Annotated in this window: 18 protein-coding genes; 11 read left to right on the top strand and 7 right to left on the bottom strand. The window is 70.4% G+C overall.

Annotated elements, in window-relative coordinates; genetic code table 11:
* Positions 1 to 353: 353 nt before the first annotated feature.
* The 3 genes from AB0B96_RS03455 to AB0B96_RS03465 form a co-directional block, all read right to left on the bottom strand.
* Positions 354 to 929, bottom strand: a complete 576-nt coding sequence (locus AB0B96_RS03455) for an ABATE domain-containing protein (RefSeq protein ID WP_362896137.1) — start codon at positions 927 to 929, stop codon at positions 354 to 356.
* A 156-nt stretch (positions 930 to 1,085) separates the two neighbouring features.
* A complete protein-coding gene (locus tag AB0B96_RS03460; protein WP_350943403.1) occupies positions 1,086 to 1,292 on the bottom strand; it encodes a hypothetical protein in 207 nt (68 codons plus the stop codon).
* The gene (locus tag AB0B96_RS03465; RefSeq protein ID WP_362896140.1) at positions 1,282 to 2,940 is read right to left on the bottom strand and encodes a PspC domain-containing protein; all 1,659 of its coding nucleotides are present in this window, start codon (positions 2,938 to 2,940) and stop codon (positions 1,282 to 1,284) included. The genes AB0B96_RS03460 and AB0B96_RS03465 overlap by 11 nt, the downstream gene beginning before the upstream one ends.
* A gap of 142 nt (positions 2,941 to 3,082) precedes the next feature.
* On the opposite strand from AB0B96_RS03465, the gene AB0B96_RS03470 reads away from it, so the two are divergent.
* The 6 genes from AB0B96_RS03470 to AB0B96_RS03495 all read left to right on the top strand — a co-directional run bounded on the left by AB0B96_RS03470 (position 3,083) and on the right by AB0B96_RS03495 (position 8,932).
* Positions 3,083 to 4,297: a PspC domain-containing protein gene (locus tag AB0B96_RS03470; protein WP_350943406.1), complete on the top strand. Its 1,215-nt coding sequence runs from the start codon at positions 3,083 to 3,085 to the stop codon at positions 4,295 to 4,297.
* Positions 4,298 to 4,364: 67 nt separating this feature from the next.
* The gene (locus tag AB0B96_RS03475) at positions 4,365 to 5,003 is read left to right on the top strand and encodes a response regulator transcription factor (protein WP_350943408.1); all 639 of its coding nucleotides are present in this window, start codon (positions 4,365 to 4,367) and stop codon (positions 5,001 to 5,003) included.
* 51 nt (positions 5,004 to 5,054) lie between these two features.
* Entirely contained in the window at positions 5,055 to 6,524 is a 1,470-nt protein-coding gene (locus AB0B96_RS03480) for a glutamate-cysteine ligase family protein (RefSeq protein ID WP_362896146.1), read from the top strand.
* A 55-nt stretch (positions 6,525 to 6,579) separates the two neighbouring features.
* Complete coding sequence (locus AB0B96_RS03485; RefSeq protein ID WP_362896148.1) at positions 6,580 to 7,254, top strand: neutral zinc metallopeptidase; 675 nt, start codon at positions 6,580 to 6,582, stop codon at positions 7,252 to 7,254.
* Positions 7,255 to 7,515: 261 nt separating this feature from the next.
* Entirely contained in the window at positions 7,516 to 7,794 is a 279-nt protein-coding gene (locus AB0B96_RS03490) for a WhiB family transcriptional regulator (protein ID WP_362896150.1), read from the top strand.
* 127 nt (positions 7,795 to 7,921) lie between these two features.
* On the top strand, positions 7,922 to 8,932 hold the full coding sequence (locus AB0B96_RS03495) for a CPBP family intramembrane glutamic endopeptidase (protein ID WP_362896152.1): 1,011 nt from the start codon (positions 7,922 to 7,924) through the stop codon (positions 8,930 to 8,932).
* Between the two features lie 102 nt (positions 8,933 to 9,034).
* Here AB0B96_RS03495 and AB0B96_RS03500 read toward each other — a convergent pair whose 3' ends face one another.
* Positions 9,035 to 9,754 (bottom strand): PIG-L deacetylase family protein, encoded by a 720-nt coding sequence (locus AB0B96_RS03500; RefSeq protein ID WP_350943416.1) that lies wholly within the window; start codon positions 9,752 to 9,754, stop codon positions 9,035 to 9,037.
* Between the two features lie 124 nt (positions 9,755 to 9,878).
* Here AB0B96_RS03500 and pcrA point away from each other — a divergent pair, with 124 nt between their 5' ends.
* Positions 9,879 to 12,137, top strand: a complete 2,259-nt coding sequence (gene pcrA / locus AB0B96_RS03505) for a DNA helicase PcrA (protein WP_362896415.1) — start codon at positions 9,879 to 9,881, stop codon at positions 12,135 to 12,137.
* A gap of 277 nt (positions 12,138 to 12,414) precedes the next feature.
* Here the strand turns inward: pcrA and AB0B96_RS03510 are convergent, their stop codons facing one another.
* Both AB0B96_RS03510 and AB0B96_RS03515 read right to left on the bottom strand, forming a co-directional pair.
* The gene (locus AB0B96_RS03510; RefSeq protein WP_362896154.1) at positions 12,415 to 13,323 is read right to left on the bottom strand and encodes a hypothetical protein; all 909 of its coding nucleotides are present in this window, start codon (positions 13,321 to 13,323) and stop codon (positions 12,415 to 12,417) included.
* A gap of 472 nt (positions 13,324 to 13,795) precedes the next feature.
* Positions 13,796 to 14,677: a hypothetical protein gene (locus AB0B96_RS03515; RefSeq protein WP_350943420.1), complete on the bottom strand. Its 882-nt coding sequence runs from the start codon at positions 14,675 to 14,677 to the stop codon at positions 13,796 to 13,798.
* Positions 14,678 to 15,141: 464 nt separating this feature from the next.
* Between AB0B96_RS03515 and AB0B96_RS03520 the strand changes: the two genes are divergently transcribed.
* From AB0B96_RS03520 to AB0B96_RS03535, 4 genes are all read left to right on the top strand, one after another.
* Complete coding sequence (locus AB0B96_RS03520) at positions 15,142 to 15,549, top strand: cobalamin B12-binding domain-containing protein (RefSeq protein WP_350943422.1); 408 nt, start codon at positions 15,142 to 15,144, stop codon at positions 15,547 to 15,549.
* A 287-nt stretch (positions 15,550 to 15,836) separates the two neighbouring features.
* Entirely contained in the window at positions 15,837 to 17,018 is a 1,182-nt protein-coding gene (gene sucC, locus AB0B96_RS03525; protein WP_350943424.1) for an ADP-forming succinate--CoA ligase subunit beta, read from the top strand.
* Positions 17,018 to 17,893 carry a succinate--CoA ligase subunit alpha gene (gene sucD / locus AB0B96_RS03530; RefSeq protein WP_350943426.1) on the top strand — a complete coding sequence of 292 codons (876 nt, stop codon included), beginning with the start codon at positions 17,018 to 17,020 and terminating at the stop codon, positions 17,891 to 17,893. The genes sucC and sucD overlap by 1 nt, the downstream gene beginning before the upstream one ends.
* 187 nt (positions 17,894 to 18,080) lie before the next feature.
* Positions 18,081 to 19,742 carry a DUF6350 family protein gene (locus tag AB0B96_RS03535; protein WP_362896158.1) on the top strand — a complete coding sequence of 554 codons (1,662 nt, stop codon included), beginning with the start codon at positions 18,081 to 18,083 and terminating at the stop codon, positions 19,740 to 19,742.
* 240 nt (positions 19,743 to 19,982) lie between these two features.
* Here AB0B96_RS03535 and AB0B96_RS03540 read toward each other — a convergent pair whose 3' ends face one another.
* Positions 19,983 to 20,393, bottom strand: coding sequence for a hypothetical protein (locus tag AB0B96_RS03540; RefSeq protein WP_362896160.1), 411 nt, complete (start codon positions 20,391 to 20,393; stop codon positions 19,983 to 19,985).
* Positions 20,394 to 20,415: the final 22 nt, after the last annotated feature.

Genomic DNA, 20,415 nt, shown 5'->3' on the forward strand with positions numbered 1-20,415 from the left:
TGGTGTAAATCACAATAGAGAAGACCTCGATGTGAGATCGCGGCGGCGGGTGTGAGTTCGGCGCGGGTGTCGCGGGTGCGGCCCGCCTTGGACGCGGACGTGAGGTGGGTCGTCCCGGCACCGGCCCACGTCGTTCCGTGGCCGGGGTCCGGTGCCACCTCACGTCGTTCCGTGGCGGAGGGCTCGGTGCCGCCTCATGTCATTCCGCGCCCGGGGTCTCGGTGTTGGTTCGCGTTGTTTCGTGGCCGAAGTTCCGGTGCCGGTTCCGCGCCACCTCGCACCCGTGCCTGGGGAAAGGGGGAGCCGCCGCAGTGACGGCTCACGTGTCACTCGTGAGGGAATCCGGAGAGGGATCAGCCGTCGCGGTGCTGGTGGTAGTGGCGGGCCGCGCGGGCACGATTGCCGCAGCCGACCGAGCACCACTCCTGCCGGGCGTGGTCCTTGAGGAAGTAGAGCACGCAGCGCGGCGCGGGGCAGGTGCGGAGCCGCTCCCGCTGAGGCCCGGCGAGCAGTTCGATCGCCGACGTCGCGAGGGCCGCCCGGATCCGCTCCGACTCCGTGACCCCGTCGCCATGGACGCTGCGTGCCCGGGGAACGCCCTCGGCGGGCCACTCCAGCCGCGCGGCGAGCGGCACGGCGAGAGCCGCGGCGTTGACCAGGTCGAGCGACTCGGCGAAACCGGGAAGCCGGTGCGCGTCCGCACCGCTCGCGGTGCCCGGTTTCACCGCCCTGGCGAAGAGCGCCCGTACGGCCTGCCGCAGCTCCACCACCTCGACCCGCAGCCGCTCAGAGGCGACGAAGTCCGAGTCGATCCCCAGTTCGGCGGCGTGCGCCCGGCCCCACGCGGTCATGCCCGCCACGTCGGCGAGCGTGTCCGTGAGGCCGGCCCGCGTCGCGCGGACGGTGCTGACGAACTCCAGGGCGGACATGCTCCGACTCTAATGCCTGATCTGGCGTTTCACCGTTAGGTCCTGTTCAGGGGCGGATCTTCAGCCGGGTCGGCCGCGGCCCCGTGTGCCGCTCGGCGTGGGTGCGCCTGCTGTGGCGACCCTGGAGCGCCCGCCGCCGGATGAGACGCCGGCCTTCTAACGCCGGACGGACTTGACCAGGATGGTGACCAGGCCCGCGAAGCCCAGGCCGCCCACCAGGATCGTGAGCATGACCAGTGGCGAGACGGACGGCTCGCTGATGAAGACGATCCCGGCCGCGATGAAGACCACGCCGCTGAGCAGGGCCATCCAGTCGGTGCGGTGTACGCGACGCTGCTCGGCCCTGTCGATGTCAGGCCGCACGGCGCACCTCCACGTCCCCGATGCCGGCCTTCACGTTCAGCACGATGGTCGCCACGTCGCCCTTGGGGGGCACCTCGGGCTCCAGGATCTTGTTGTGCGCGATGTCCGCCCCTCCCTCCACCGCGTGGTCGATCTTGATGTCGCCGAACCTGGTGGCGCTGTTCACCTCGACTCTGGCCGTCGCGGGCAGGATCACGCTTATCGAGCCGACCGAGATCGAGACGTCCACGATGGTCCGTGAGCCCTGGGGCAGGACCAGGTCGCTCAGGTCGAGTCTGCCCGCTCCCACGCCCACCGAGTAGTCGCGGGCCACCTCGGACAGGGTGACGGGCCGCCAGTCGAAGTCGCCGAACTTCTTCGGCATGCCGCCCAGCGTGGGCCCCGCGACCAGGGCGATCGACAGGATCGTGCCGGTCGCGACCAGTCCCGCTCCCCGGCCGAACCAGGTGGCGACCAGCAGGCCGGCGCCGATGACGACGAGTACCGCGCCGCCGACGACCGTCATGTTGACCGATCCCGAGGCGGACTGGATCGCCACGATGACCCCTCCAACGATCATGGCCAGACAGATGGTGATGCTCCCGACGAGCGACCTGGGCCGTCGCGGGCCGGGTGGTGCCACCACCGGCCCGCCGTACGCGGCCGGGTCGTAGGGGGAGTAGGGCTGCCGCCTCCGAGGATCCAGAGGCTGGTAGGGGCCGTACGGCGAGAAGGGCGCGCCGGAGGAGTCGAAGGACGGCCTCGTGTGGGCGTAGTACGGGTCCTGCGGGGTCTCGCCGCGTGCCTCCCGCGGTGGCATGGCGGGACCGGGGGGCATGCCCGGCGCATGCTCGGTGGGGCTTTGCGGGGTGGAGAGCGGATGGGACGTCGTGGAGCCCGGTCCGGCCTCGGGCGCGTACGGCTCCGTGACCGTCTCACCACCCGGCCGCGGCGCGGCGTGAGCGGCGTCTTCCGCGGTGGTGCCGGCGTGAGCGGTGTCTCCCGAGGTGGTGCCGGGAGGGCCTGCCGTCGGAGCTTCGGCGTACGCGGTGGGGCCGGTGGCCCAGGGCGCGGCGGCGTGGGCGGCCGGGTCCCGTTCGCCGACTCCGGGCGGTCCTGCGGGGGTGGACGGGCCCGGCCACCGGCCGGGCGGGTGTGGGGTGCGGCGCCTGCGCAGCCGATCGGGCAGGGACCTGGCCACGGCCAGCAGGTCGACCCCGCGGGAGTGGGCGGCGAGCAGGGCGATCGCGAACACCGTGCCGACCACGACCGTGCCGGTGCCGATGCCGTCCGAGGAGACGTTGACGATCAGCCCGAGGGCGAACAGGCCGGTGAGCAGGGTCAGGACCGTCTCGCTGTCGAAGTCGCGCCGGGTCCACTGCTCAAAGTAGCCGGGGCCGCCGTCGGTCTCGCGCATCAGCAGGAACGCCGCGAGGTAGAGCATGATGCCGATACCGGAGCCGAGCACCAGGACCGCGAAGCCGACCCGCAGCACCACGGGATCGATCTGGGCGTATCTCCCCAGCCCCGCGCAGACGCCCGTGAGCATCCGTCCCTCGTTGCTGCGCTTCAGGCCGTGCTCCTCGAAACGCTCCTCGGAGCGCTTTCCCGAGAAGGAGGAGGCGGACGGCGAGCTCGCCGGACCATGGGCCCGCCCGGTGTCGTTCATATGGTCAATCGTGGCCTTTCCCGGTCCGTGACGCATCCGGGAGACCCCTGAGTCGTCCCGGAGGGGGGATGCCTCTCTCAGGGTCGCTTCAGGGGAACGCCTGATGCAGTGGCAGGCTGATTCATGTGACGATGCTGACGATATGGCTGACCGACAGACAGTTCGTGATTCGGCGCCCGTGACACCCGAAGAAGCCCCTTTCCCCCGCCTTGTGCGGCCGGTGGAAGGACGGCTGATCGCAGGGGTGGCCCAGGGCGCCGCCGCCCAGCTCCGGCTCGACCCGGTCGTGCTGCGGCTGACCTTCGTGCTGCTCACCGTTCTGGGCGGGTTCGGCACCCTGGCGTACGCCGCGCTGTGGATGTTCACCCCGCGCGAGCCGCACGAGGGCAGGGAGCCTTCGAGGGACTGGAGCCAGCTCGCCGCGTACGGCGCGATCGGGCTGGCGCTGACGGCCCTGGGCTGGCTCACCGGCGCCTCGGAGACCGGGATCGGGGCCTGGCCGCTCGCCGTGGGCGGCATCGGTTCGCTGATCCTGTGGCAGCAGGCCGACCCCGACCGGCGGCAGCGCTGGATGAACCACACGGTCGGGCAGGTCCGCCAGAACCGGGTCCGTACGTTCCTCGGGCTCGTGCTCGTCGTGGTCGGCGCGATCGGCTTCCTGGTGGCCAACGACGAGTTGGGCAAGGCACGTCCCGGCATCGTGTTCACCATGGTGGTCGTGGGCGGCGTCGCGCTGATCGCGGCGCCCTGGCTCGCCGCCCTGTGGAAGGAGCTTCAGCGCGAGCGCCGCGAGCGCATCCGGCAGGAGGAGCGCGCCGAGGTGGCCGCCCACGTGCACGATTCGGTGCTGCACACGCTGACGCTCATCCAGCGCAACGCCCAGGACCCGCGCGAGGTGATGCGGCTCGCCCGCTCCCAGGAGCGGGAGCTGCGCAACTGGCTCTACCAGCCCCAGCAGGACGCCGACGCGTCGGTGGCCGCGGCCGTGCGGCGGGTCGCGGCCGAGGAGGAGGACGCGCACGGGGTGCCGATCGAGGTCGTCTGTGTCGGCGACGGCCCGCTCACCCCCGAACTGTCCGCGATGATGCAGGCCGCGAGGCAGGCCATGGTCAACGCCGCGAAATACTCCGGTGCCGAGGTCGTCTCCGTGTACGCCGAGACGGAGCCGGACGAGGTCACCGTCTTCGTCAGGGACCGGGGGGCCGGGTTCGACATGAGCGAGGTGCCCGAGGATCGTATGGGTATCCGCCAGTCGATCATCGGCAGGATGGAACGCCACGGGGGCAGCGCCCGGGTGCGGACCGAGCCCGGCGAGGGCACGGAAGTGATGCTGACCATGAAACTGGAGAAGACGTGAGTATCGAGCGAGCCGAAGTCGTGCGGCCGGCCGGAAGGCGGACCTCGGGACCGCGAGGGGAAGTCCGATGAGCGTGGTGAAGGTCCTGATCGTCGACGACCACCGTCTGTTCCGTTCCGGGGTACGGGCCGAGCTCGGAGACTCCATCGAGGTGATCGGGGAGGCCGAGGACGTGGAGTCCGCGGTCAAGGCGATCGCCGCCCTCGGGCCCGACGTGGTCCTTCTCGACGTGCACATGCCCGGTGGCGGAGGCCAGGAGGTGCTGCGCCGGGTCCTCGGCTCCGGCTCCACGGTGCGCTTCCTCGCCCTGTCGGTCTCCGACGCGGCCGAGGACGTGATCGGCGTGATCCGGGGCGGCGCGCGGGGATACGTGACCAAGAACATCAGCGGGCGGGAGCTCACCGACGCCATCCGCAGGGTGGCCGAGGGCGACGCGGTCTTCTCGCCGAGGCTGGCGGGGTTCGTGCTGGACGCGTTCGCCTCCAGCGAGGCCCCGCCGATCGACCCCGAACTCGACTCGCTCACCCAGCGCGAGCGCGAGGTCCTGCGGCTGATCGCCCGGGGGTACGCGTACAAGGAGATCGCCAAGGAGCTGTTCATCTCGGTGAAGACCGTGGAGACCCACGTCTCGTCCGTGCTGCGCAAGCTGCAGCTCTCCAACCGTCACGAGCTGTCCCGCTGGGCCACGGCGCGCCGCCTGGTCTGAACCTTCACCCCCTCCTGTACGAGCAGTTACTTATGTGCGACTCTGCGAAGTATGGGACGCGATGTACCCGCGATGGTGTTCAGCCGCGAGGACCGGCGGCGCTACCGGGACAAGGTTCGGCGGTGCCTTGACGTCTTCGCGCAGCTGCTGCGCGAGTCCAGGTTCGAGTTCGACAGGCCCCGGGCCGGGCTGGAGATCGAACTCAACCTCGTGGACGAGCGCGCCGAGGCCACGATGAAGAACACCGAGGTGCTGGAGGCGATCGCCGAGCCCGACTGGGGGACCGAGCTGGGCCAGTTCAACGTGGAGATCAACGTCCTGCCGGAGTCGCTGGAGGGAGACGGCGCGGCCCGGCTGGAGAAGGTGATCAGGGACCGTCTCAACCACGCGGAGGAACAGGCCCGCACCGTCGGCGGGCACATGGTGATGGTCGGCATCCTGCCCACGCTGCGGGAGAGCGACGTCCACGAGGGCACCCTGTCGGCCAACCCCCGCTACAAACTCCTCAACGAGCAGATCTTCGCGGCGAGGGGCGAGGACCTGCACCTGTCGATCGAGGGCGACGAGTCCCTGGAGACCTACGCCGACAGCATCACCCCCGAGGCCGCCTGCACGAGCCTGCAGCTGCACCTCCAGGTCAGCCCCGAGGCGTTCGCCGCCAACTGGAACGCCGCCCAGGCCATCGCGGGCCCTCAGGTGGCGCTGGCGGCCAACTCGCCGTTCCTGTTCGGCCGCAGACTCTGGCAGGAGACCAGGATCCCGCTGTTCGAGCAGGCCACCGACACCCGCCCGGTGGAGCTGAAGACCCAGGGCGTCCGGCCCCGGGTGTGGTTCGGCGAGCGGTGGATCACCTCGGTCTTCGACCTCTTCGAGGAGAACGCCCGCTACTTCCCCGCGCTGCTGCCCCTGTGCGACGAGGAGGACCCGCGCGAGGAACTGGCACGCGGGATCACCCCGCAACTCGGCGAGCTGACCCTGCACAACGGCACCGTCTACCGGTGGAACCGGCCGATCTACGCGGTCGTGGACGGCACCCCGCACCTGCGGGTGGAGAACCGGGTGCTGCCGGCCGGGCCCTCGGTGGCGGACGTCGCCGCCAATGCCGCCTTCTACTACGGGCTCATGCGCGTCCTGCCGTACGCCGAGCGCCCGGTGTGGACGCGCATGTCGTTCGCCGCGGCCGAGGACAACCTGCACGCCGCGGCACGGTACGGCCTGGAAGCCAGGCTCTTCTGGCCGGGGCTCGGCGAGGTGGCCGCGTCCGAACTGATCCTGCGCCGCCTGCTGCCGCTCGCCCACGAGGGACTCGACCTGTGGGGCGTGGCCCCCGAGTCCAGGGACCGGCTGCTGGGGATCGTCGAGCAGCGCTGCCTGACGGGCACGACCGGGGCGAGCTGGCAGATCGACGCGGTGAACGCGTTCGGCGACCTCGAAAGGCACGAGGCGCTGCGCCGGATGACGTTGCGGTACATCGAGAACATGCACACCAACGAGCCCGTCCACACCTGGCCGTCCCCCTGAACCCCGGTCGTGGCGATTCCGCGCGCGGGGAGCGAGACTCCGTCACGATGGATTCATGAAAGCGTTCTCTTTTCTCCTGGTGCTCGTGCTCGCGGCCGTCACCGCCTGCGGGAGCGTCGGGGAGGGGCCGGAACCGGAGGCCGGTCCCGCCGGTGAGCGGGCCACGCCCAGCACGCGCGGGGAGACGTTCGAGTCGGACGTCGAGCTGGCCAGGGAGCTCACCGAGGCCTACTGGAAGCAGACCTTCTCCGCGGCGGGGCTGACCTACCGCCCGGTCGCCGCGTTCACCGCCTACCAGGGAGAGAACGGGCCCGACTGCGGCGGGCAGCCCTCGGTGCCGAACAACGCCTTCTACTGCCCGGTGGGGCACTTCATCGCCTACGACGAGAACTGGATGAACGATCTCTACGAGCGGATGGGCGACGGCTCGGTCTACGTGATCATCCCGCACGAGTTCGGCCACGCGGTGCAGGCACAGCTGAACACCGCCTTCCGGCTGAGCATCGAGCAGGAACTCCAGGCCGACTGCTACGCGGGGGGAACCCTGGGAGCGCTGGTCAAGGGCGGTGCGCTGCAGACCGAGCCGGGCGACGAGGACGAACTCCTGCTCAACCTCGCCGCGGCCGGCGATCCCACCGACGACTGGCTGCGCCCGGACGCCCACGGCACGGCGGGGCAGCGCCAGGAACTGTTCGTCAAGGGCTACAACCAGGGAACGAGCGCCTGCTGAGGCGCACCGGGAGCCCCATTCACGCGGGAGCCGAGAGGGCCGGGGCCGGGGACCACGTCCGCGATGGTCTCGCTCGGTTTCACGCCCGGGCGTCCGGAGCCGCCGCGTGGGAGCCGGAGGAGCCACCGGGCGGGGCACCCGCCTGACCAGGCCGCGACGAAAGTACGCCGCGATGAGTACGCATGAATCCGCCGGGAGGTTGATGCCGGGCCGTCCCGGTCCACCTACGCTGAGGGCGGGGAGCGACCAGGGGGTGATGGCATGCGGATGACGGTGCGAGAGATCGGCTGGGCCGCGCGAGGTGCCTGCGGTACGAGCGATCCCGAGCTGTTCTTCCCGCTGACGCAGTCGGCCGAGCACGAGGCGCGGGCGAAGGCGGTCTGCGAGCGGTGTCCGGTGCTGCAGGAGTGCCGGGCCTACGCGCTTCGCGCGGCCGAGCCGGAGGGGATCTGGGGTGGCCTGACGGTGAAGGAACGACGCGGCCTGCGCTTTCCCGACGGGTGGCGCCAGGCCGCCACGGGCCCGGCCCCCGTCGCGTAGCCTCGAACCAACCGGATTCGTGCCGGATCGGCGGGGATCATCGAAGGCGCGGGGCGGGCCCGAGGTCGCGATCCCCGGCGCGGCCCGGCAGGCGGGGCGCGAGACGACGTCCGAGGGAGTCGTGGGCATGGAACGCGAGCCGGGGCGAGCCGCCCGTGCCGGATCCGAGGCGGTGCCCGGCGCTCTACCGGGCACACGGGCGGGCACACTGGCGGGCACGGTGGCGGTGCTGGTGGCGGCGAACGTGCTCAACAACCGCCTGGCGCCGAGGCTGGCACCGCTGACCTCGGCCGCGGCCACCGGCGCGCTGGTCGTCATGGCCCGCCGTTCCGGGCTCTCCTGGGCCGAGCTGGGGTTCCACCGGCGTTCGCGGGGCCTGCGGATCGGTGGCGCGCTCGCCTCCGCCGTGGCCGGGGCCTACGCCGCCGGCATCGCCGTGCCGGCCACCCGCAGGTTCTTCCGCGACGAGCGCGCCCTGTCCCTGTCGCGCGCCCGCGCGCTGGAGGAGGCCCTGATCCAGGTGCCGTTCGGCACGGTCCTGCTGGAGGAGGTCGGTTTTCGCGGGGTGACGCACGCCCTCGTCGCCCGCTCGCACGGCCACGGTACGGCGACCGCCGTCTCCTCGGTCCTCTTCGGTCTCTGGCACATCCTGCCCGCCGTCGACATGATGGCCGCCAACCCCGCCCTGAGCCGCCTGGCCACGGGGGAGGCCCTCAGCGCCCCCGGCGCCCCTGACGTTCCCGGTGTCCCCGACGCCGCGGGCTCCGGTGGCTCCCGTGGCTCTCGTACGGAGGGGACGGGAGGCGAAGGCCCCGGCGTACCGGTCGTCCTCGCCTCTCGCGCGCGGGGAACGGGAGGCGAGGAGGGCTCCGGCGTACCGGCTGTGCCCGCCGGACCGGACGCACCGGGCGTACCGCAGGGCCCGAGGAGGGCGCCCGCGTGGCAGGTGGCGCGCGTCGTGGCCGGGTCGGTGGTCACGACGGGCCTCGCCGGGGTGCTCTTCACCGAGCTGCGCAGGAGGGGCGGTCTCGCCGCTCCCGCGCTGTTCCACGTCGCGACCAACTCCCTGGGCTACCTGTTCGCCCGCCTCGCCCCGCCGGAGGAGCCGGCCTCGGGCCGCGGACCGCTGCCGAGGTGACCCCGCGCAGGCGGGTCCGGCCGTGCTCTCCCGGTCTCGGCCTCCGGCCGTGCTTTCCCGGCTCTTCCCGGGCCGTGCCCTCCCGGCCTGCGCGCGGGGAGATCAGACGGTGATGACCCGCTGGAAGGCCTCGACGTAGCGACCCTCGCCGAAGCCCGCCTCGGTGGCGATCTGTGAGAAGCGGCCCCGCAGGAAGTCCTCGAAGTCATCCAGGTGGTCGATCTGGCTGGCGTGGGCGCGCAGGGCGGCGAGCTTGCGGTCGAAGGTGTCGGTGACGTCCACGTAGTGGTCGGGCGTCGGGCCGCCGTTGAGCCAGACCTCGCGGACGGTCCACGCCTCAAGTCCCTCGTCGAGCAGCAGCGAGGGGAAGGTGTACGGGTTGCGCGCGTCGGGATAGACGGCGTCGAGGGTGCAGCCGCCGACCGCCCGGTGGTCGGGGTGGCTGGGGGCGATGAACCGGTGGTTGCGCTCGGGACTGTGGGTGATCACCAGGTCGGGCCTGACCTGGCGGATGACCCGGGTGATCTCGCACCGCAGCTCCAGGCTCTGCACCACGGTCCCGTCGTGGCGGCCGAGGTAGCGCACGTCGGTCACCCCGACGGCCTTGGCGGCGTTGGACTGCTCGGTCCGGCGAAGCTCGGCCATCCCGGTGTTGTCCAGCTCGCGGTCGAAGCCGCCGGCGTCACCGTCGGTGACCACGCAGTACGTCACCTCGACACCTCGCGCGGTGAACAGCGCCATGGTTCCCGCGGCGGCGAAGTCCACGTCGTCGGGATGCGCGGTGACCGCGAGCACGCGGCTGATCTCGTTTTCCGAAAGCATGGGAGGACCCTTTCGTTTTCCGCGTACCGCTCGGTCATCACAACCGTGGGCGAGTCCACCCGCATTCCTTGACGACGACTGGACCCGGTTGTCGGTCGGTCGTTCTAACCTAGGGGACGTGTCGATCCCAGCCTCTTCCCTGACCCATCCGTTGCTCGACGGGCTCAATCCTCAGCAGCGCGAGGCCGTCGTGCACCACGGCAGCCCCCTGCTCATCGTCGCGGGTGCGGGTTCCGGCAAGACCCGGGTGCTCACCCACCGCATCGCCTACCTGCTGGGTGAGCGGGGCGTGCAGCCGCAGGAGATCCTGGCGATCACCTTCACCAACAAGGCCGCGAGGGAGATGAAGGACCGGGTCGACCGGCTCATCGGCCCGCGCTCGGCGGCGATGTGGGTGATGACCTTCCACAGCGCGTGCGTGCGGATCCTGCGCCGCGAGGCCAAGCGCCTCGGCTTCCCTTCGGGTTTCTCCATCTACGACCAGGCCGACTCCCAGCGCCTGATGGCGATGGTCTGCCGCGAGATGGACCTCGACCCCAAGCGTTACCCGCCGAGGTCGTTCTCCGCCCAGGTGAGCAACTTCAAGAACGAGCTGATCGACTACGAGACGGCGGCGGCCCAGGCGTCCACCCATCTGGAGCGCAAGCTCGCCGAGGCGTACCGCAACTACCAGCAGAAGCTCACCGAGGCCGGAGCGATGGACTTCGACGACCTCATCATGCTGACGGTGACGCTGTTCCAGATCTTCCCCGACGTGGCCGAACACTACCGGCTCCGCTGGCGCCACATCATGGTCGACGAGTACCAGGACACCAACCACGCCCAATACACCCTGATCCGCGAGATCGCGGGCCGTCCCGAGCCGCGCACCGCCGACGGTGACGTGGTCAGGGAGGGCGGCGAGAGCAGGGTCGCTCCGGCCGAGCTGTGCGTGGTGGGTGACGCCGACCAGTCGATCTACGCCTTCCGCGGTGCGACGATCCGCAACATCCTGGAGTTCGAGCGCGACTACCCGGAGGCGAGGACGATCCTGCTGGAGCAGAACTACCGCTCCACCCAGACGATCCTGTCCGCCGCCAACGCGGTGATCTCGCGCAACGCGAGCCGCAAGCCCAAGAACCTCTGGTCCGACCAGGGCGCCGGGGCGAAGATCATCGGCTATGTCGCCGACAACGAGCACGACGAGGCCATGTTCGTCGCCCAGGAGGTCGACAGGCTCACCGACGACGAGGACGTCGTTCCCGGCCAGGTCGCCGTGTTCTACCGGACCAACGCCGCCTCCCGGGTGTTCGAGGAGATCTTCATCCGGACCGGTCTGCCCTACAAGGTGGTGGGCGGGGTGCGCTTCTACGAGCGCAAGGAGGTCCGCGACCTGCTCGCCTACCTGCGCTTCCTGTCCAACCCGAACGACGTGGTCTCGCTGCGTCGCATCCTCAACGTGCCCAAGCGCGGCATCGGCGAGCGGGCCGAGGCGATGGTCGAGGCGTTCGCGACCAGGGAGCGGATCCCCTACTGGGAGGGGCTGCGCCGGGCGGACGAGGCGCCGGGCATGGCCACCCGCTCGCTCAAGGCCATCGGCGAGTTCGTCGCGCTGATGGACGAGCTCATGGTGAAGGCCGACGACATGACGCCCTCGGAGCTGGCCCAGGAGGTGCTGGTGAGCACCGGTTACCGCCTGGAGCTCACCGCCTCCAACGACCCGCAGGACGAGAGCCGCCTGGAGAACCTGGACGAGATGATCTCGGTCGCCTCAGAGTTCGAGGAGGCGAATCCCGAGGGCACGCTGGTCGAGTTCCTGGAGCAGGTCTCCCTGGTCGCCGACGCCGACCAGATCCCGGCGGCCGACGGCGGCCAGGGCGTGGTGACGTTGATGACGCTGCACACCGCCAAGGGGCTGGAGTTCCCCGTGGTGTTCCTCACCGGCATGGAGGACGGGGTCTTCCCGCACATGCGCTCTCTCGGCGAGCCCAAGGAGCTGGAGGAGGAGCGTCGCCTGGCCTATGTCGGCATCACCAGGGCCGAGCGGCGCCTCTACATCTCCAGGGCGGCCGTCCGTAGTTCCTGGGGCTCACCCGCGTTCAACCCGGCGTCCCGGTTCGTCGCCGAGATCCCGTCCGAGCTGGTCGACTGGCGCAGCGACCCGGAGAAGAGCGCCTGGAGCGCCGCCACCCGCCGCGACTCCCGCCCCGCCCCGGCGAGGAAGCCCGGCGGCAGGCAGATCCCCAACCTCACCCCCGGTGACCGGATCACCCACGACCAGTTCGGTCTGGGCACGGTGGTGTCGGTGGACGGCGTCGCGGAGAAGACCAAGGTCAAGATCGACTTTGGTGGCGGGGGAGAGAAGACCCTGCTGCTGGCGTACGCGCCGCTGGAGAAGCTCTGACCCGCGACCGGCGATCCACGCTGGGCTGACTTGCTCCACGGCCCGGAGAGCTCCGTTGCTTCGATCTTCGGGACCCGCGTGTCCGGCACCGGATGACGATGCCGGACGTCGACCGACCGTAATCGGGCGAGAGGTGCCGGGAGCCGGGGTGTCCACGTCGGAGGTGTCCGATGAGTGCCCGGCTGTCGCGCGCCGGGCACTCATCCCGTCCGAGATGCCCTCGGTGATCGCCTCGGACCGGTCTCCGAGTCGTCGATCACCTCGGGCGGCGTGCGGTTCAGCCCTTGAAGATCTCTCCGATGGGGTCCTCCGGCGGGGAGGTGTCACCGATGAGCTCGTCGAACTCGACCACCTGGCCGGCGGGCGGCGCCTTGATCGTGACCTTGGTGCCCCAGCCGGTGTAGCGGGTGTCGTTGACGTAGGACAGCTCGGTGCTGTTGAGGCCCCGGGTCGACTCCGTGTACGACGACACGACCCGGCGGACCAGCTGGTCGGAGCCGACGTAGATCTTCCAGGTCACCGGGAGCGTCGCGGACCTGCCGGTGGGCTTCTTGACCAGCATCGCGCGCACCGCGGGAGAGACCTTGAAGAGCTCGGCCAGCGTGATCGTGCCCGAGTGGACCGTGGTCCGGGTCCCGTCCCACGTCCCGCCGGGACGCTTGGCGGTGGTGCGGGTCAGGGTCGCCCGCAGCGTGGCGGGCTCGACAGTGCTGATGATCTGCTGGACGGCGCTGACCAGGTAGGCCGTGTCGCCGCGAGTGCGCAGCCACTTCTTGCCCTCGGGCATGGACTCGGCGAAGATGCCGCCCGAGGTGTAGGAGACGCCCTTCAGTGAGATCGTCCGCGACGGGGTGAACAGGCCCTTGAGCTCGCCATCCTCTGCGGGCAGGTTGAACTTGGTGGTGAGGTCCGAGGCGACCAGGCCGGTCCTGCCGAACTCCAGCACGCCGCTCCGCCGGGTGAAGATCGCCCGGTGCTTCTTGCCCTCACCGACGACTTTCGTGTTCTCGGTGAGCTTCACGCCCCTGTGGGTCCTGAAGTGGCGCTTCAATGCCGAGACCGGGTCGGCCGCCGAGGCCGTCGCGGCCGGGGTGGTCTTCGCGCTCGCCGGAGTGACGGCGACCAGCGTGGGAGCGATCAGAGCTGCCACGGTGGCGCCGGTGAGGGCGGCGATCATTCGCCTCATCGAGGGGGTCCTCCCGTATGTGTCCTCGCGTCGTCGCTGAGGGCGGAAGAAGATTCTTGCCTATATCCCGAAATATCGGATCAAGAACCGCCGAAGCTGGCGAGTCCCGTGTGACCGAAGAACGCGGAGGGCACCGACCGCCTGCCGAACCATACCGGGAGCCGAACATGCCGGACAGTCGATCGTCCCAGGCGGTGGGAGGATCCTTTGACGCGCCGGGTCCCGCGCCCCTCAGCTCCCGAGCACGTCGGCTCCCGCGTACGTCAGGTCTCGCATGTGTCGGATCCCGCGCACATGGAAACGCCGCGAGCCGCGCCCGGCGGGTGAGGCCCACCGGGCGCGGCTCGTGTGGTTCGGGGTGGTCAGCGCGGGACGGTCAACGCGGTGTGATCATCGTGTGGCGACCGGCGAAATGCGATCGGTACGAAGCGATCGGCGTGGTGTGACCGACGCGGCGACCGAAGAAAGGCGATCAGCTGGCGCCACTCAGCAGCTGGATGGGGGCGTCGGCCTCCACGCCCTCATCGAGGTCACCGGGCTGGGCGACCTGGTCGGCGGGCGGCGCCTTGACCGTGACCTTGGAGCCCCAACCGGTGTATCGGGTCTCGACCGAGAGGGTCGTCCCTCCCGGGGCGCCCAGGGCGCCGGCGGAGTAGCTGGTGGTCAGTTTCCTCGCGAGCAGGTCGGAACCGAGAACCAGCTTCCACTGCACCACGGTCTTCGACTGCTTGGCGGTCGGGGGAATGAAGATGCCCGCCCGGAACCACGGTGAGACCTTGTAGAGCTCACCGAAGGTGATCTTCCCCGAGTAGGCGGTCGGACGCTTGACCGTGGCGCGCGCGAGCAGGGCCTTGAGCGTCGCGGGTTCGGCCGGGTTGACAAGCTGGCTCAACCGGCCGTTGTTGCCCAGGATGCCGCTGGGAGTCTTCAGCCACGTTTTGTCGTCGGGCAGGAATTGGCCGAAGATTCCGCCGGAGATGTAGGAGGTGTTCTTGACGCGAATCACCCGCTCGGGCGAGGTCAGCCCGGCCAGAACTTTGGCGTCCTCCTCGCTCAGCTCCTCGGAAATCGCCGCGATGTCGCTCGCCTTGAAGCGCAGTTTGGTGGTCTGGTCGGACGCGTTGATTCCGGAGGCGCCGAACTGGAACACCCCCTTTCGCTGGGCCGTGACCGCGCTGCCGTATGAGGCCCGCACCTTCGTGGTGTCGACGTAGGTGACGCCAAGGCCGCTCTTGAACTGCTTCTTCAGCGCACTGACCGGGTCGGCGGCCTGCGCGTGCGCGGTCGATGCCAGCGCCGGAACGCCCAGCATGGCCGTCGCGGCGCACGCCAGACCGGCGATGTATCGCTTCAAAGGAAGATCCTCCTGATTGATCCCTCCACCCCGCTGGGGAGGGGAAACACATTCTTGCGGGGCAAGATCACGAAATGGTAGCGCATTTGGAGGATCGCCTTGAATTAAACGTGCATATTCGGTGCAGAGGCGTCCTCTGGACCTTTGGGGGCCCTACGGAGACACGGGTCTGTTTCCGGTCGACCACGGACGGTCGGTTTCCTTTTTTCGTGGGTTTTTCGCGGGACCTCGGCCCTCCCGCGCATTCCCGCCGGTTTAACCGGGGCACGGTCGTTCGGGCGGCGGCCGTGGCGCCGTACGAGAAAAAACGATGAAATCGGCGCCGCTGTAATGTGGTTCGCGACGGCCCGCCGACTCCGGCGAGATGTGCCGGTCGCGGTGGCCCGCCGACCCCGGTGAGACGTGGCCGGTTACGCTTCCGACAGTTCCCACGTCGCGAGGGGAGCGCAGACAAGGAGGTCTGGATGGATGCCGTGTCAAGAATCCGCGTCGTCATCGCCAAGCCGGGGCTGGACGGCCACGACAGGGGTGTGAAGATCGTGGCGCGGGCGCTGCGGGACGCCGGGATGGAGGTCGTCTACACCGGCCTGCACCAGACGCCCGAGCAGATCGTGCGCACCGCGATCCAGGAGGACGCCGCGGCGATCGGGCTGTCCATCCTGTCCGGCGCGCACATGACGCTCTTCGCGAAGGTGCTGGAGCTGCTGAAGGAGAACGACGCGAGCGACATCGTCGTGTTCGGCGGCGGGATCATCCCCGAGGACGACATGCCCGCGCTCCAGGAGATGGGCGTCGCACGCGTCTTCACCCCGGGCGCCACCACCCAGGAGATCGTCGACTGGGTGCGCAGCGCGATCCCCTCGCCCGTCTGACATCCCCTTCGGGCCGGTCTCTCGCCACTCCGACGGACCTCTGACAGGTCGCTCGCCGCTCCGGTGAACGATCTCACGGGGCGGCGGCAGGGCCTGTCGGTTCGGCGCTCACAGCGTTCGAGGCGTACGATCTGGAACCCGGTTACCTGGTCATGTCATCAGGCGGGCTAGGCTTCATTGGCGCAAAACCGTCGGGTCATTGGCGCAAAACCGTCGGGCTCCCCTTGGATCATGGAGTCGGCCCGCTCTCATCTGTACACCAGCCGGACAAGCAAGGACGGACCCTCGTGGACCTGTTCGAACATCAGGCGAAGGAGCTCTTCGCGGAGTACGGCATCCCGGTGCCGCGCGGCGTGGTCGCGCACACCGTGGAGGAGGCACGGGCGGCAGCCGAGGAGCTGACCGGCCGTGTCGTCGTCAAGGCCCAGGTCAAGACCGGTGGTCGCGGCAAGGCCGGTGGCGTGAAGGTCGCCGACGACGCCGCCGACGCCGAGCGGAAGGCCACCGACATCCTCGGCATGGACATCAAGGGCCACACGGTCCACAAGGTCCTGATCGAGGAGGCGAGCGCGATCGCGGAGGAGTACTACTTCTCCTTCCTGCTCGACCGCGCCAACCGTACGTTCCTCGCCATCTGCTCCGCCGCGGGCGGCATGGACATCGAAGAGGTCGCGCACAGCACCCCGGAGAAGGTCGCGAAGATCCCGATCTCCCCCCTGGACGGCGTCGACCGGGCCAAGGCCCGTGAGATCGCCCAGGCCGGCGGGCTGCCGGAGGCCGCGCTCGACGGCTCCGCCGAGCTCATCGAGAAGCTCTGGTGCGCCTTCGTCGACGAGGACGCCTCTCTCGTCGAGGTCAACCCGATGATCCTGTCCGCCGACGGCCAGGTGAAGGCCCTCGACGGCAAGGTCACCCTCGACGACAACGCGGCGTTCCGCCAGACGGACCACGCGGCCTTCGAGGACAAGGCCGCCGAGGACCCGCTGGAGGCCGCGGCCAAGGCCAAGGACCTCAACTACGTCAAGCTCGACGGTTCCGTCGGCATCATCGGCAACGGCGCCGGCCTGGTCATGTCGACCCTGGACGTCGTCGCCTACGCCGGCGAGGCGTTCCCAGGCACGCCCAAGCCCGCCAACTTCCTCGACATCGGCGGCGGCGCCTCGGCCGAGGTGATGGCGGCCGGTCTGGAGATCATCATCTCCGACCCCGCGGTGAAGTCGATCTTCGTCAACGTCTTCGGCGGCATCACCGCCTGTGACGCGGTCGCCAACGGCATCGTCTCGGCCTTCCAGCTGCTGGAGGCCCGGGGCGAGAGCGTGAGCCGCCCGCTCGTCGTCCGCCTGGACGGCAACAACGCCGAACTCGGGCGTCAGATTCTCTCCGACGCGAAGCTCCCCGGCGTCGAACTGGTGGACACCATGGACGATGCGGCCAAGCGCGCCGCCGAACTCGCCGCGGTAGGTGCGTAATGGCCATCTGGCTGAACGAGAACAGCAAGATCATCGTCCAGGGTATGACCGGCGGTGAGGGCACCAAGCACACCCGCCGGATGCTCGCCTCGGGCGCCCGCGTCGTCGGCGGCGTCAACGCCCGCAAGGCCGGCACCGTCCACGAGGGCCTGCCCGTCTTCGGCACCGTCGCGGAGGCGATCAAGGAGACCGGCGCCGACGTGTCGGTCGTCTTCGTGCCCCCGGCGTTCACCAAGGACGCCGTCAAGGAGGCGATCGACGCCGAGATCCCGCTCTGCGTGGTCATCACCGAGGGCGTCCCGATCCACGACACCACCGAGTTCTGGGCGTACGCGGTCGCCAAGGGCGGCAAGACCCGGATCATCGGGCCCAACTGCCCCGGCATCGCCTCGCCCGGCGCCTCGAACGCGGGGATCATCCCGGCCGACATCACCAGCGCGGGCCGCATCGGCCTGGTCTCGAAGTCGGGCACGCTGACGTACCAGCTCATGTACGAGCTGCGCGACATCGGGTTCTCCACCGCGGTCGGCATCGGCGGTGACCCGGTCATCGGCACCACGCACATCGACGCCCTGCAGGCGTTCCAGGACGACCCGGGCACCGAGGCGATCGTGATGATCGGCGAGATCGGCGGCGACGCCGAGGAGCGCGCGGCCGCCTACATCGAGCAGCACGTCACCAAGCCGGTCGTCGCCTACGTGGCGGGCTTCACCGCCCCCGAGGGCAAGACCATGGGCCACGCGGGCGCGATCGTGTCCGGCTCGGCCGGCACCGCCCAGGCGAAGAAGGACGCGCTGGAGAAGGTCGGCGTCCGCGTCGGCAGGACCCCGAGCGAGACCGCCCGCCTGATGCGCGAGGTCGTCAAGTCGCTCTGACGCACGGCTCCGGGGCCACGGCCCCACCCACTTTCAAAGGGCGTCCGGCATCCCGCCGGGCGCCCTTCGCCATGCGGTTTCCGTGTCGGCGTCACCCGGATACCACAGGGGGATCCCGTGACGCGGTGCGCGACACGCGGGCGAGGGAGTCCCTTCCGCACCGAAGATCCTGAGAGCATCGACTACTGTGACGGCCCTTTTCGATCAGCTACGGACGGCTCCCCGTAACGTCCTCAGCCGTATCCCCCTGCCCGGCCTCACGGGTGACGACGACGACGCCCGTCGGCCGCTTCCCGTCTCCGGGATGCTCGCCGCCGCGTGGACCCTCGGCGTGGGGCTGGCGGTGCTCACCACGCTCACCCTGGTCGGCTGGATCGCCGCTCCCCGCGGCGCGCTCGGCGCGGGACTGCCCGCGGTGTTCCGCACCGCGTCGCAGCTCTGGCTCGCCGCGCACCACGCGGGCTTCGCGATCCCCGGCGGCTCGGTGGGCCTGCTTCCGCTCGGGCTGACGATCCTGCCCGCCTTCCTGCTGTACCGCGCCGGGATGTGGATGGCCCGCGACGCGGATCTGCGGCTCCGGCTGCCCGCCAGGCTGCCCAAGAACACCCCGAAGGAGGTGTCCAACGCCCGCCGCAGGGCGCAGCTGGTCCTGATCGCGCAGGCGGGCATCTCGCTGGCGGCGCCGTACGCGCTGCTGGCCGGGCTGATCGCGCTGGTCACCAGGAACGAGATCACCCAGCCCTTCCTCGGCGACGTGCTGGCCAGCCATCTGGTGCTGGCCTTCCTCGCGGGCTCGGTGGCCGTCGCCAGGACGATCGGCCCCTGGCGTTCGATGCTGCGCCTGCTGCCCGAGCGGCTGCGCTCGGTCGTGGCCGGGACGTCCGCCGCGCTGGGGATCATGCTCGTCGCGGGTGCCGTCGTTGTGGTCGGGGCCGTCGTGGTCAACTTCGGGCAGGTGCGGGAGCTCTCCGGGATCCTGGCGCCGGGGTTCGTCGGAGGTGCGCTGCTCCTGCTGGTGCAGGGCCTCTACCTGCTCAACGCCGTCATCTGGGGCCTCGCCTACATCGCGGGTCCGGGATTCGCGGTCGGCACCGGCACGCTGGTCGCGCCGACGGGCGTGCAGCTCGGCACGGTCCCGAGCCTGCCGATCCTGGGCGCGCTGCCCGAGGCGGGCCCGACGCCGGCCTGGGTGATGATCGTGATCGCGGTGCCTTTCCTGGCCGGGGCCGTGGCGGGTGTCCTGGTCGTCCGGATCTCGCCCTCCCCCTCGTACGAGGGGGCGCCGCTGTGGGGGTTCGCCTGCGGGCTCGCGACGGGGACGGTGGCGGGCCTGCTCGCCGCGCTCTCCGGTGGCTCGCTCGGCGGCGCGCGGCTGGCCGCGCTGGGTCCCTCTGGCTGGGAGGTGATGGTCTCGGTGACCCTGGAGGTGGGCGTCGCGGCCGGGATCGCCGCGGGACTGGCCAACTGGTGGTTGATCTTCCGCGGGCACAACACGGCCGTCACCAAGGCGGCGGCCAAGGTCGGCACCGCCACCGCGCCGGTGCGCAAGGCGGGTGTCAAGATCGCCAAGGCGGCGGCCTCGGCGGCGGGAAAGGTCGGCTTCGCCGAGCCGGAGGAACTCCAGAAACTCCCCGGCTACTGGCTGGACGCCACGGAGTGCGACACCCAGCCGATCCCGGTCATCAGGGACGACTGGGAGGACGAGCACGCCTCGGCCGCGGCGGAGAACCCGCAGAAGGCCCGCCGCCCCGACCCGCCGCGCCCGCCCCGGCGCGACATCGTCGACGAGAGCGACGACAAGGGCGGCCACGTCATCTACGTCGACCCCTACGCCTGGGACCGCGACTGAGGCTCCGCGTCGGCCCGGGCCGAGCGATGGATCCAAGCCGGTCAGGGAGACGCCGGTGAAGCTCTGGGCGGGTCAGAGCCGGGCGATGAGAACCGAGCAGGTCCGAGCCCGGTCCGAGCCGGTCAGGGAGGCGCCGGGAGAAGCCTCGCGCCGAACAGGGGCCGACGGATCCAAGCCGGTCAGAGTCGCGCCGGGTGAAGTCCCGTGCCGGTCAGGACCGGGCGATGAGAGCCGCGTCGGTCAGGGCGGGAAGGGGAAGCGCACCTGGCCGGGCTCCAGGAAGGGCAGCTTCTTCTCCATCGCCCGTTCGAGCTGCTCCACGCACTCGTTCTGCGCCGCCACGGTGCCCGCGCCCCTGCCGCACTCGGTGTAGGCGGCCAGCTCGTCACCGAAGTAGAACTGCAGCGACGTCACCGCGATCGAGATCAGCAACGCCATGGCCGACAGCACGACGCCCACCACGGCGGTGCCCGCCGGCTTGGGGATGGCGCGGAGCGTCCTGATCGCGCGGATCGAGGTGGCGAGGGCGAAGATCGCCATGACGATTCCCGCGAGGGGGAGTAGCAGCGTCATCACCGCCGCGGCGACCGCGAGCCACAGCGCCCTGCGACCGGCGCTCTCAGTGGGCCGGACCTCGACCGGTGGTGTCACCTGACCTCCTTGCGTTGTTCGT

This window comes from Streptosporangium sp. NPDC049046, from assembly GCF_040649155.1.
GTDB lineage: Bacteria > Actinomycetota > Actinomycetes > Streptosporangiales > Streptosporangiaceae > Streptosporangium.